The following is an 11,690-nucleotide window of genomic DNA, read 5'->3' as shown; positions in this document are numbered from 1 at the left end:
TGACCGGCGACGATCCGGTCCAAATTGAACCGCGTTCTCCGCCTGATCGATGTGCAGAGCTTGAAGATTTCAATCTTAAGGAGGACTGCCGATGTCCACGCTGAGCAAGGCTGCGCCAGACGTACTCCAGCGCTACTACCGGATCCTGGCCGCCGGCATAGATGCGTTCGACCCCGACGGCGAGCTGCGCACTTTGCTCGTCGACGACCTCGAATTTGAAGGCCCGATCGCAGGGAAGCGCACAGGGGCCGCCGGATTCTGCCAAGGCGTAAAAGGCTTCATCGCCACGGTGTCGGACCTCGAGATCATCCAAGAGGTCCACGGCGCAGATGGCTCCGCGACACTCTACGACGCCCGCATGCCGGCCGGGATTGTCCGGCTCGCAGAGTTCTTCCGCTTCGACAACGGCAAAATCTCGACACTCCGGATCCACTACGATCCCGCCGACTACGTACGACAAGGCGGCCGCTGATCTTCGTCCCCCACCCGAGGCAGACGCCGCCGGCGTCGCGAAATGATTCAGTCTAAATCCGTCCGCGGCGTCCCGACAGACCCCCGGCAATTGCCCCGTTGCGATGAAACAGCGCCGCCGGGGAACCACCCGGCGGACAGTCACCTCGGAACTGTCACCACGCCTGCGCCCTTGCTCTCCCCCGCCACTACGCGTATGAGAGAAGCATGGGTTCGCAACGAGATGTCCTCCGCGGTCGCGTGGCAGTCGTGACTGGCTCGACGCGCGGCCTGGGGTTGGCCATGGCCCGGTTGCTGGGGCATCAGGGTGCGACGGTGGTGCTGGCGTCCAGGTCGGACGCCGACGTCGAGGCCGCAGTCGAGCGGCTGCACGCGGAAGGGATCGTGGCATCCGGGCGTCACTGCGACACCGGTGAACTGGCCGACGTCGAGGCCCTGCGCGACGAGGCCCTTAGCCGCGGGACGCTCGACATCTGGGTCAACAACGCCGGAGCTTCCGGTGTCTTCGGGCCGACGGCCTCCACGCCGGTCGAGGACTTCACGCAAGTGGTGCGCACGAACATCCTCGGCACGTTCCACGGGTCGAGGGTGGCGTTGCCGGTGTTCATCGGCCAAGGTCGCGGCGACCTCGTCAACGTGTACGGCCACGGCGACCAGGGGCCGGTAGCGCTGCAGAACGCGTACGCGTCAAGCAAGCGTTGGGTGCGCCAATTCACCGAGACGTTGCGGGTGGAGACCAAGGGCACCGGCGTCCGGGTGCATGGCATGAATCCGGGCCTGGTGATCACGGACATGCTGGGGCACGTCACGTCCCAGCCCGGGTACGAGCAGCGACTGGGCGGGCTGCAGGTCGTGGTCGGGCTGTGGGGGCAGACCCCTGACGACGCCGCGCGGCCGCTGCTGGACCTGGTAACGTCGGACGCCGCCGAGTTCCGGTATCTGACCAAGACGACCATGGTGACCCGCGGCGTGCGCAACGTGCTGGCCGGACGCCTCCGTCGCGCCAAGCGCATGCCCCTGGACATCACCGTCCTGGACACGAACCGCCAGGGCTGACCGGGTCAGTGTAAAAAGCGGTTCCACAGCCACTCCCCCTCCGCTAGACCGTCCGTCAGCACCGTCCGTCAGCCCACGCGAAGACTTAGTAGGTGTAGAAACCCTCGCCCGTCTCGACGCCGAGCTTGCCCTGGTCGATGTAGTTGTCCTTGAGGTACCGAGCGAAGGCCTGCGATCCGGGGTCTGGCGATGAGGCGGCAATGTTGTAGGCGGTTCCCAGCCCGACGACGTCGTAGATCTGGAACGGACCGCTCGGCGCTCCGGTGGCAATGCGCCACGTCTTGTCGATCGTTTCCGGGCTGGCGACGCCTTGCAGCAGCAGGCCGGCGGCCGCGTTCAGGAGCGGGACCAGCAGGGAGTTCAGCACGTAGCCGGCCTTCTCCTTCCTGATCTCGATTGGCTCCAGCCCGCTGTTTCGCGCGAAGTCGACGACGGCGTCGAAGACGGCGGGATCGGTTTCACCGGTGCCCATCACCTCGGCGATGTTCTGCGCCCAGATGTTGTTGGCGTAATGGATGGCGAGGAAGCGGTCGGGGCGGCCGGTGGAATCTTTGAGATCACTGGGCAGCAAAGTTGATGAGTTCGTGGCGAAGATGGTCTTGGCGGGGGCCAGATCTGCGAGCGTGTGGTAGACGTCCCGCTTCACCTCGAGCAGCTCAGGAACGGCCTCGATCACAAGGTCTGCATCGGCGACGGCGTCCCCGAGGTTGGAGGTAAGGCGGAGGTTTTCAAGAGCTGCCTCGGCTTTGCTCTCTCCGGCACCGCCGACGTTGGCCGCCCGGTAGATGCCGACAAGCCGGGCGAAGCGCGCCCGGGCCTTCTCCAGGGCGTCGCCGTCGACGTCGTAGGCGGTGACAGCGAATCCGTGGAAGGCTGCCTGATAGGCGATCTGGGAACCGAGCACTCCGGTGCCGAGCACGGTCAGGGTCTTGATCTGGTGGGGCATGCGGGTTCTTCCTTTCCACCCGGGCGCTAGGAACGGCCGGGGTTGACGGACCCATAGATACTGCGGATCCAGATGGTGGATAACACGTCCAGGGCATGGGACTCCGCGATCGCGGGAATCTCCCGGTTGAGGACGGCGGTGATCACCCGCTCGTTCATGAGATTGAGGCTTACGGCCAGGTCATGGGCGTCGATGCCGTCCGGCGCGGCCCCTCGGGCTTGCTCCGACGAGATGACATCGCTCGAGAAATCGACCCAGGACTGCATCGATTTGGACCAGAGGGCGCGCACCTCGTCGTTGCGGGCCCGCGCTGCAATCGCCGCGGTGGCGACGCCGCGATGCGCCACGAACACCTCAACGAACATGCCAATGGAGCGCGTCCAGGCTCCCGCGGGGTCACTTTCGAAATTTCGCGGCAACTCGCTGACCCGGTGTTCCACCTCGGAGATCACCCGGTCCAGAAGGGCCAGCAGCATCTCATCCTTGGACGAGAAGTAGAAGTAGAAGGTGGGGCGCGAGATGCCGGCGCCGCGGGCCAGCTCCTCGATCGAAACGTCGTCGAATGACCGCTCGCCAAGGAGCGCCTCGGCGGTGGTGAGGATCGCGTCCTGGCGTTCATCCCCCGAGACCCGTGCTGTACGTCTTCCACGTGGAGCCATGCGCCCATCCTAACGCGAGGCATCAACACGGTGTTGACTCTCTCGACTTTAAGTCGATAGCTTGGCGTGATGAGCGCGCACGTGGATGTGTTGATTGTCGGAGCCGGGCTGAGCGGCATAGGTTTCGCGAGCCGGCTGAAACGCGAAACACCAGGGAAGACGTTCGCGATCCTGGAGTCCCGGGGCACGGTGGGCGGCACCTGGGATCTCTTCCGATACCCGGGCGTCCGCTCCGACAGCGACATGTACACACTCGGCTATTCCTTCCGGCCCTGGGCCGGTGCCAAGGCGATCGCCGACGGCGATTCGATCCGCGACTACATCGAGGCGACCATTGCGGACGAGGGCCTGTCCCCGCAGATGCGGCTGAACACCCGGGTGGTCTCTGCCAACTGGTCCAGCGACACCGCGCTGTGGACAGTGACGGCCGTCCACACATCCGAGGGCGAATACCGGCACGGCGACCCGGGACCCGGCACCGCCGAGGCGGTCACGTTCACGTGCTCTTTCCTGTCTGTGTGCTCGGGCTACTACCGCTATGACGAGGGGTTTACCCCTGCCATTGAGGGCGCCGACACCTTCGCCGGATCGATCGTCCACCCGCAGCACTGGCCGGCCGACCTCGATTACGAGGGCAAGCAGGTGGTGATCATCGGCAGCGGGGCCACCGCGGTGACACTTGTGCCGTCCATGGCGAAGTCGGCCGCGAAGGTGACGATGCTGCAGCGCTCCCCCACGTACATCGCCCCCGTGCCGTCCCGCGACCACCTGGCCGACCGCCTCCGGGGCAAGCTGCCCGCGCAACTGGCGTACGACGTCGTTCGGGTCAAGAACATTCTCTTTTCGATGTTCACATACCAGCTCAGCCGACGGCGGCCGGAGACCATGAAAGCGATCCTGCGCAAATCGGCGGTCACCAAGCTGCCGCAGGGCTTTGCGGTGGACACGCACCTGGCGCCGTCGTATCAGCCGTGGGACCAGCGGGTCTGCGCGATCCCCAACGGGGACCTCTACCGCGCGATCAGCGCAGGCACTGCCGACATCGTGACCGACAGGATCTCCCGGATCACGCCGGACGGGATTGACCTGGTCTCGGGCGGGTCGATCCCGGCCGACGTCATCGTCACGGCGACGGGATTGAATCTGCTGGTGATTGGCGGGATGACGCTCACCGTCGACGGCGAACCCGTGGATGTGGGCAAGACCCTGACCTACAAGGGCATGATGCTCGACGGCGTGCCCAACTTTGCGCTCACCATCGGGTACACCAATGCATCGTGGACCCTGAAGGCGGATCTGGTCGCAGGCTACGTCTGCCGGCTGCTGAAGCATCTTGACCGGCGGGGACTGCATTGGGTGGTGCCCGCGGCGCCTGCCGAAGTCGCCAACGGTGAGCTGTCCTCCCTGATTGACCTGAAGGCCGGCTACATTTTCCGCGGGGCCGATCAGCTGCCCCGGCAGGGTGCCGGTTCACCGTGGCGGCTGCACCAGAACTACTTCCGAGACTTTGCCCTCCTGAGGGCCGGCAGGTTGACCGACCGGGTCCGTTTCGGTCGGCGCGGACAACAGGTGCGGGCGTCCGGTGGGGCGCCATGTGTGCGCCAGGATCCCCTGACGCTCCCGGGAACGGGATACGTCGACGTCGCAGGCACGCGGTTGCGCTACCGGAAGACCGGCAGCGGCGACCCGGTGCTGGTCCTGCACGGGATCGGCCAGAGCCTGGAGGACTGGAACGGGCAGCACGAGCGGCTCTCGGCACGCCACGCCGTTTACAGCGTGGACCTGCCCGGATTTGCTTACTCGGAACGGCTTTCCGGGCCGGCGACGTTGGCGAAGCTGGCCGACGTCTTGCCGGCTTTCCTCGACGCCGTCGGGGTGCACGAGCCGCTCCCCGTGATGGGAAACTCGCTGGGCGGGGCCGTCGCCATGAAACTGGCCGCCGAACACCCGGACCGTGTTTCGGCGCTGGTTCTTGCGAACAGTGCCGGGTTTGGCAAGGAGGTTGCACTGGTATTGCGCCTGCTCGCGGTCGGGCCGCTCGCGGCGTTGCTGCTGCGTCCGGATCCAGTGGCTTCGCGCCGCACCGTCCAGTCGATCTTCTACGACAAAGCACTGGTGACCGACGCCCGCGTTGACCACGCGTTCGCTTTGTCGCAGCGGGCATCCCACCGCCAAACCCTCCTCGACGTCGCCCGCGACCTCGGAACCATCTTTGGCGTCAGGGCCGGGTGGCGGAGAGCCCTCCTCGGGGCGTTGGCGCAATCGGAGACTCCCACGCTCGTGGTCTGGGGCGACCACGACCACATCCTCCCGTTCAGCCACCTCGAGGCGGCAGTGGCAGCGTTGCCACACGCCGAGTCGTACACGTTCTTGAAGACGGGGCACATGCCGCAGATCGAACGGCCCGACGAGTTCGCCGCGGTGGTGGAGGACTTCCTGTCACGGGTGCCGACGGGGAGGCAGGCTGCGGCCATCTGAGGCGTCTGGGCGATCGGAAGGCATAAATAACTTGCCCGGGCTGTAATTACTGGCCGCGTCCCGGAAACTTTGCTTTCAAGCGGGACATTCGGCCCGCCGTTATAAGAATTGGGGGCTACACAATGCATTCACATCGCGCCAGACTCTTCACTGCCGTCACCATCGCAGGTTCTTCCATCGGCCTCGCCCTTGCCGGCTGTGGGCCACAGCCAGGGGCTCCGGCCGCCGCTTCGAGCCTTGTCGTGAGTACCATGGCAGACCGCACGGCGACGTTAACTTTCCCACCTGCTTCCACTGCAGGACCGACGGCGCCTGCCGCCAGGGCGGTACCGGCGTCGGAGGTTCCCGCCTCAGCGGCTAAGCACGGGTCTCCCGCGCTGAAGACCTTCACGTTCCCGGACGGACACATCTCCTTCGCCTATCCGGAGACGTGGACCGTGCGAACCGTGCACCCGCCCGCCGGCCTCCCCGGCGTTGAGGTCACCGTTGCTGACGGTGCGGGAAACGATCTGCTCTTCCTGGCCAACGGCGTCACTGCAGGGTGCACTGGCGGTCCCGTGACGCGTCACGTGTTCGATCACAAGGCAGTTTCCGGTATGACGGCGCCGGACGGCAAGAAGCCCGTCTTCGGATTCGCTGTGGAATCCTTTGGTGACGGCGATGCCTACTTCATGGGGCTAACTGATCCCCGGTCGCTGAAGGAGGGCGGGGGCGTCGCATCATGGTGCAATCTCGTCTCCACCGCCAACGGCGGACTGTTCACCCGGGTCCTTTTCGGCGACCCGGGGTTCCCGAACAGGGAGGCCGCGAAAGCCTGGATGGCGACAAACCAATACACCCAACTCAAAGCACTGCTGCTCAGCCTGAACTACACCTGACCGTTGGACCGAGGATCGCGGCCACTCGTACCCACGCAGGTGCGGGCGGCCCGATCACGGTCGACGCATGAGATAGTCGACCGCCACGCTGGATTCCTCGCTGGCGGCGGGGCGTTGCTTATGGGGGACTTCAACAGCAACACGGTCTGGGATAGGCATCATCCGAAGAGGAACCACAGCATGCTGGTCGAAAAGCTTGCTGGGCTTGGACTCAGCAGCACGATGAGCTTGGCAGGGCAACAGTCCCGGGGCTTAGTTCCGGCCAGCCCCGCAGGCTCATCAATACTCCACAGGTCTAAAATAGAGGCGTTCCCCAGGATCCCTGCAGGAGGCATGCCATGGACTTCGACACCGTCCTCGAGCAATACCACGAGGCATTGGACACCTTCGCCAGAGGCGACGCCGGGCACATCAAACGGTTGTACTCCCACGGTAATGACATCGTCCTCGCGAACCCGTTCGGCCCTGCTGCCCAAGGCTGGGCCGATGTTGAAGAGCGAACGGACTTCGCAGTAGCGCACTTCCGCGACGGGGAGTGCAGGTCATTCGAAGGCCTGTACCGCCTGGTGTCGGCCGACACAGCCGTCATCCACGAAGTCGAACACTGGAAGGCCAAGGTTTCGGGGCGGACGGAAGCACGTCCGTTCACCCTCCGGGTCACAACGGTCTTCCGAAGGGAAGACGGAGTCTGGCATGTTGTGCTCCGGCACGCGGACCCGATCAGCAGCCCAGACGAGGACGGGCCCCTCCGGGGCGGGACCACCTAGTCAAATGGCCGGAAAGCGGGCCGCAGCCGCGCTGGTTCTACCGCTTCCGCCTGAACATTCACGCCGCGGATTCAACAAGTGTCCGGTCGAATTTAACATCACAGGAGAGGGGAGCGTCGGCCGGCGGCCCTGCCAACAATGTCGGCGTGTATGTGCGCAAAGAACTCAACCGGACCCAGACCTCACAGTTGGCCAACAGCATCGAGCAGCAGTTGGCCAACTACCGTGAAACGTGGCCACGTAAGTCGGGAAATGGCCACGTAGCGTGGAACGTCACATCACACACAGGACCAAAAGACCGTTTAGTTTGTCCAGGGACCTTTTAGCTCGTCCAAAGGACCAAATAGCCTGTCTAACTAAATGAGAGTGTGAGTTGTTGATCTACTTGGAAGAACTTCCAGCAACGTATCGGCGGAATCCCGCGGGGCACTTATCCTAAGAACTGGCACGAAGTGGCCCGTCTAATTGGAAGTTTGTGGCGTCGGCTCCGTTCGGTACAGATTTTGGTGACCCCTTCGGCGGCTGAGTTGCAGTACATAGAACGGCTTTGCTCAACTAGCGGGCGTCCGGGGAATCTTGCTCACACTCCGGCTGGTTAGGATGCTTATCAGCCGATCTTGGTCCAGAGGCCGCAGCGCTGGGATTGGAAGCCTTCTCCGACGTACACGCGAGACGGCCGTGCCGACGACGAAACCCTCCAGCAGGTCATTCCCGGCCGCTATCTCCGCTTCTGGTTAGGATGAGCCGGTGAAACGATTCCTCCCGATCATCGTCCTCGCCGCCGCCACACTGAGCGGCTGCTCCTCGACTCAGAACGAGGCCCCCTGCAAGAATTTCGAAGCGACGTACAACGCTGTCGACCTCCGGGACAAGCTCAGGGTCAACGACGCCAGCGGAGACGACTACAGGCCATCGCTGAAGAAGCTGGCTGACACCGCGGCCGCCGGCAGCGCGAAGGCCGGCGGGGACGTCAAGACGAAACTGGAATCCATCGTTGAGGAGGAAGCCATGTACGCCAAAACCGAGACGGAGACCAACTTGCCGTACGACTTTCTGGATATGCGCATCAAGATTAACAACACCCGCGATGGCCTCGTCCAGGCCTGCAAAGACTCCGGCTACCCGATCCAGCTCGAACCGGACCACCCCGTGAAGTAAACGCTCGGGGGCGCCTCCCGGGGAGTGGTCCGCCCCCGTCCGCACACATGGGTGCTCATGACCATTGAGACACGGAGGGCCCGCAGCTGACCATAAGCCAGCTGATCGCCGCCCTGGACGAACTGCCCATCGCACAGGATCAGTCTCGTATGGGGCCTGGTCTTTAGCGGTTCGGTGTACGTTGCGTCCTTTCGGCCAACCGGTCATTCCTTCCGCCTCCCAGGTTGGCTTCGGTGAGCAATTGCGAGGTGTACCGATCGGTGGGCTTGCCGACTTACTCGCGAAGAGCGTTGCGGTCTACTGTTGCTATACCCCGCCGTGAACCTTAGGTTCATGGCGGACCGCCGTCTGAAGACCTATGTCGTCTGAACTGAATGTCAGGGCTAATGCATGACTGAATGTTTGCATCCAGCTGGACCCGTCGAGTCCGTTCACTTGGCCCCTAATGAGCTGGATTTGCGTGGGGCTGAATTCCAGTCGAGCTGACGAGCTTCTTGACGCACGGCTGCGTTCCGGGAACGCGTGCGCGCAGCCGATGCGGGCTGCATCCGTGCCAGACCGCCGGCGGGCAGAACGCCAGTAGACGCGCACGGCAGTGCGGCGAATTTCAGCCCAAGGTACACGCTTTTTCAAACGCGCCCCATCGGGTACCCCAATCATGTGTACTAATTCAGCACCCGTCAAGGAAATGCCAGATTCAAAAGTCAATGTGTCACAGGTCCAGCCAAAGCCTGGTCGAGCGGCAGGAGACGCTTGCGTTTCTAGCCGTAGGCGCGGACAACTTCGACCTCGGTAGGCGTCTGACCCATTTGCCCGTAGGACACTTGGTACTGCCCTGAAACCGCTTTACCGTCCCAGAGCCTGGCATCGACGGATCCTACGGTATTGAGGGGTTTCGACCATACGAAGCCGGCAACCCCACCTACTTGGCCCTCGCAGAAGTAGCCGACATCGCGCCCGGGCGGTGGATCGGGGGCGGCGAAGCCTTGATACCGAGTGCAGCTGGTCCCGTTCGCCAAGTCGAGGAAAACGGGGAGGAAGGCGGAGTTGGCTTCGCTCGTATACGCCTGACCGCTGCGGATCATCCCGTGAAGGACAATCCATTTTGTGGGCGATCCACCGGTACAGGCATAGTCCGAGTTTGATCCGGGTTTGGCGAAGCAGATGGCATGAGAACCGCCGGGCCCCATTTCTGTCGAACAGGAGTAGACATCGTGTCGATCCGAGGAGTCCGTCTGGGTGCAGTAGCCGGATTGGACGTCCGGTGTACCGCTGAACGTGAACTGCGTGGCTCCCGTCGGCCCATCAGGTTGTGCCCAAGGGTCGAGCTTCACAATTTCGGTTTGGCGGGCGTTTGCCATTATTTTTACGTATTTCGCGGTCAAAGCGTCAGCCTGTCCGTTGGTCGGGAGGTTGCCGTGCGCACACGGAGGGCCCGCAATACCAATAGCGGCAGCCCATTCAGCACCTCGGATCCCCGCCTTTCCGGAAACAAGCTGGTCGAGCGCGCCGTAGTCCGTCCACATATGTAATCCCGCTGTGAGTGCACCGCCGAGGGCCGTCGTGCGGTAGTTAATGTAGCTGGTGCTGATCTGGCACGTGATCATGTCCATCCCAATGAGCGACCCCCTCGGCACGGTGCCCGCCGCTGAGCCGAGATAGCCCCACGCTGAACTAAGCCTGACGATTCCGTCCCCGACAACTGCATCCGCAGAGGGGAACGGCTGGAGATCAAAAAGTTTGATTTGAACGGTCATCTGACCGCCGATCGTGGCGATCTTCTGCCCAGTAGTCAGGTACGGCACAGGGGCACAGTCAGGTGGCCTCGGCCACGCGAGACACTTCGATGCGGCCGTGTCAGGTTTTGGTAGGGGCAGCGACTTGAACTGGAGGTGTCGCTGCTCCCATTCCATGGCGGTCGCGTAACCGCCTGAAAAAGGCGACCCTTGGTGTGGTGTGCCCAGAGTGACGAGGCCGGCGAGATCGCCTTCGTGATGTGTTGAAGCGAGAATCCCGGAAGCTGCCCGGACGGCGATGCCGCCCATCGAATGGGCAACGGCCACGGCTTTGCCTACTCCGTTACCGGCCCGGGAGGCATTCGCTGCCTCTTGGATGTACAGCGCGAGGCACCCTGCGATTGTCGACTCGGCACCCCACGTGGTGTTCAACTTCGAGTAGTCGAAGGCGAATACCTTGTAGCCGCTCCCGAGGGCCCTGGACAGGTCTTTTGCGGCGTCGGCAGAACCGTCAGCACTTCCGAGCCACCCGTGCACGTAGACCACGGGCACCTCGGACAGCGAAGACGGGATTGTGTTCGGCTGCGGTTGGCATTTCAACTGAGTGTCCGCTGAGGCCGGGACGGAAATGACCGACAGAGTCGAGGCGAGAACCAGTGCCACGGACGCTACGACGGCGGTCAGAGTCCTCACTGCGCGGCCTCCCCGTAGAAGATAACGAGCACGCCAGTTGAATCTCTCATCAGCCCCACATGCCATGTCTTTCCTGTTTTGTCTTGTGCAGCGACGTCCCAGCCGCCCCCGGCAGCTTTCAGGGACTTTTGGTCCAACTGGATATGGAGGTCTTTGAGTTGCTGAGAGAACCGGCTGGCCAAGACGGTACCCGGGGGGGCTCCGATCAGGGGAGCCATCAGTTCATTCGATCCAGATACGAGTGCGTTCTGGACGCTGTTCAACTCGGCTGCACTGGGAGGTGCGGCGGAAGGACTCAACGAAACAGTGGGCTGCTCCGATGGAGAAGGGCTATCGCGGTGCTGAACGGTCGGCATGGCTGGGAGCATGACTGCAGCAACGATGGCTGCTGCGATCAGCAAACCCGCTGCAGAAAGCGCCCAGATCCGTCGATGTCTCGCGGGGTCAGCAGTCTTGTCCAATGGCTTCCTTAACCGATCAGGATTACTTGAGGTCTGGCGACGGTGCTGTCAGAACGAATCGAGCTTTGCCTTCGCGGCATCAACGAGCTTCTGAACATCTGCATGGCTCAGGCCGATTGTAGTCACCCTCACCACGACATTCCGTGATTGGAGTTCTACGTATTGCTCATCAAGTTTCGTCCCGTCGGGATAAACACCGCTTCCCGACGGCTTTGAGTGGAGCTCATAGGATTCGACCCACGAGACTATTCCGGGTCCAAACGTATCTACAGGGTCCAGACGTGTCGTGACTTTGGAACCGTTGATGTCGGTATATACACCGCAGTTGTTGACGTTCGAAGCGATGACCCGCATGTGGGATACAGCGGCAGAACTACCATCGAAGGC

11 protein-coding genes are annotated in these 11,690 nt (G+C 63.0%); 6 read left to right on the top strand and 5 right to left on the bottom strand.

The annotated features are described in order from the left end of the window. Positions 1 to 91: 91 nt before the first annotated feature. Together AC1DNG_RS00725 and AC1DNG_RS00720 are read left to right on the top strand one after the other, a co-directional pair. Positions 92 to 472, top strand: a complete 381-nt coding sequence (locus AC1DNG_RS00725; RefSeq protein ID WP_476873750.1) for a nuclear transport factor 2 family protein — start codon at positions 92 to 94, stop codon at positions 470 to 472. Positions 473 to 720: 248 nt separating this feature from the next. Then, the gene (locus AC1DNG_RS00720; protein ID WP_476886387.1) at positions 721 to 1,527 is read left to right on the top strand and encodes an SDR family oxidoreductase; all 807 of its coding nucleotides are present in this window, start codon (positions 721 to 723) and stop codon (positions 1,525 to 1,527) included. 85 nt (positions 1,528 to 1,612) lie between these two features. Here the strand turns inward: AC1DNG_RS00720 and AC1DNG_RS00715 are convergent, their stop codons facing one another. Both AC1DNG_RS00715 and AC1DNG_RS00710 read right to left on the bottom strand, forming a co-directional pair. Next, the gene (locus AC1DNG_RS00715; protein ID WP_476886386.1) at positions 1,613 to 2,473 is read right to left on the bottom strand and encodes a 3-hydroxyacyl-CoA dehydrogenase; all 861 of its coding nucleotides are present in this window, start codon (positions 2,471 to 2,473) and stop codon (positions 1,613 to 1,615) included. A 26-nt stretch (positions 2,474 to 2,499) separates the two neighbouring features. Beyond that, positions 2,500 to 3,132: a TetR/AcrR family transcriptional regulator gene (locus tag AC1DNG_RS00710; protein WP_476850100.1), complete on the bottom strand. Its 633-nt coding sequence runs from the start codon at positions 3,130 to 3,132 to the stop codon at positions 2,500 to 2,502. A 69-nt stretch (positions 3,133 to 3,201) separates the two neighbouring features. Between AC1DNG_RS00710 and AC1DNG_RS00705 the strand changes: the two genes are divergently transcribed. The 4 genes from AC1DNG_RS00705 (at position 3,202) to AC1DNG_RS00690 (ending at position 8,413) form a co-directional block, all read left to right on the top strand. Beyond that, on the top strand, positions 3,202 to 5,610 hold the full coding sequence (locus tag AC1DNG_RS00705) for an alpha/beta fold hydrolase (protein WP_476886385.1): 2,409 nt from the start codon (positions 3,202 to 3,204) through the stop codon (positions 5,608 to 5,610). 242 nt (positions 5,611 to 5,852) lie between these two features. Then, positions 5,853 to 6,488, top strand: a complete 636-nt coding sequence (locus AC1DNG_RS00700) for a hypothetical protein (RefSeq protein WP_476886384.1) — start codon at positions 5,853 to 5,855, stop codon at positions 6,486 to 6,488. Positions 6,489 to 6,826: 338 nt separating this feature from the next. Continuing rightward, complete coding sequence (locus AC1DNG_RS00695) at positions 6,827 to 7,255, top strand: YybH family protein (protein WP_476886383.1); 429 nt, start codon at positions 6,827 to 6,829, stop codon at positions 7,253 to 7,255. A 747-nt stretch (positions 7,256 to 8,002) separates the two neighbouring features. Next, positions 8,003 to 8,413, top strand: coding sequence for a hypothetical protein (locus AC1DNG_RS00690; RefSeq protein ID WP_476886382.1), 411 nt, complete (start codon positions 8,003 to 8,005; stop codon positions 8,411 to 8,413). A gap of 761 nt (positions 8,414 to 9,174) precedes the next feature. On the opposite strand, the gene AC1DNG_RS00685 is transcribed toward AC1DNG_RS00690, so the two are convergent. From AC1DNG_RS00685 to AC1DNG_RS00675, 3 genes are read right to left on the bottom strand one after another with little or no spacing between them, the layout of a single operon-like run. Further along, positions 9,175 to 10,812: an esterase/lipase family protein gene (locus AC1DNG_RS00685; RefSeq protein ID WP_476886381.1), complete on the bottom strand. Its 1,638-nt coding sequence runs from the start codon at positions 10,810 to 10,812 to the stop codon at positions 9,175 to 9,177. A gap of 26 nt (positions 10,813 to 10,838) precedes the next feature. Next, positions 10,839 to 11,303 carry a hypothetical protein gene (locus AC1DNG_RS00680; protein WP_476886380.1) on the bottom strand — a complete coding sequence of 155 codons (465 nt, stop codon included), beginning with the start codon at positions 11,301 to 11,303 and terminating at the stop codon, positions 10,839 to 10,841. Between the two features lie 48 nt (positions 11,304 to 11,351). Further along, a complete protein-coding gene (locus AC1DNG_RS00675) occupies positions 11,352 to 11,657 on the bottom strand; it encodes a hypothetical protein (protein WP_476886379.1) in 306 nt (101 codons plus the stop codon). Positions 11,658 to 11,690: the final 33 nt, after the last annotated feature.

The organism is Arthrobacter sp. 01T425 (genome assembly GCF_056398725.1).
Note: the sequence above shows the minus strand (reverse complement) of the source record. Positions and strands in the feature narration are given on the sequence as shown.

Excerpts from the sequence above, each read along its gene's own strand:
- AC1DNG_RS00725 (WP_476873750.1), top strand. The coding sequence starts at position 92 with ATGTCCACGCTGAGCAAGGCTGCGCCAGACGTACTCCAGCGCTACTAC.
- AC1DNG_RS00715 (WP_476886386.1), bottom strand. The coding sequence starts at position 2,473 with ATGCCCCACCAGATCAAGACCCTGACCGTGCTCGGCACCGGAGTGCTC.
- AC1DNG_RS00710 (WP_476850100.1), bottom strand. The coding sequence starts at position 3,132 with ATGGCTCCACGTGGAAGACGTACAGCACGGGTCTCGGGGGATGAACGC.
- AC1DNG_RS00705 (WP_476886385.1), top strand. The coding sequence starts at position 3,202 with ATGAGCGCGCACGTGGATGTGTTGATTGTCGGAGCCGGGCTGAGCGGC.
- AC1DNG_RS00695 (WP_476886383.1), top strand. The coding sequence starts at position 6,827 with ATGGACTTCGACACCGTCCTCGAGCAATACCACGAGGCATTGGACACC.
- AC1DNG_RS00675 (WP_476886379.1), bottom strand. The coding sequence starts at position 11,657 with ATGCGGGTCATCGCTTCGAACGTCAACAACTGCGGTGTATATACCGAC.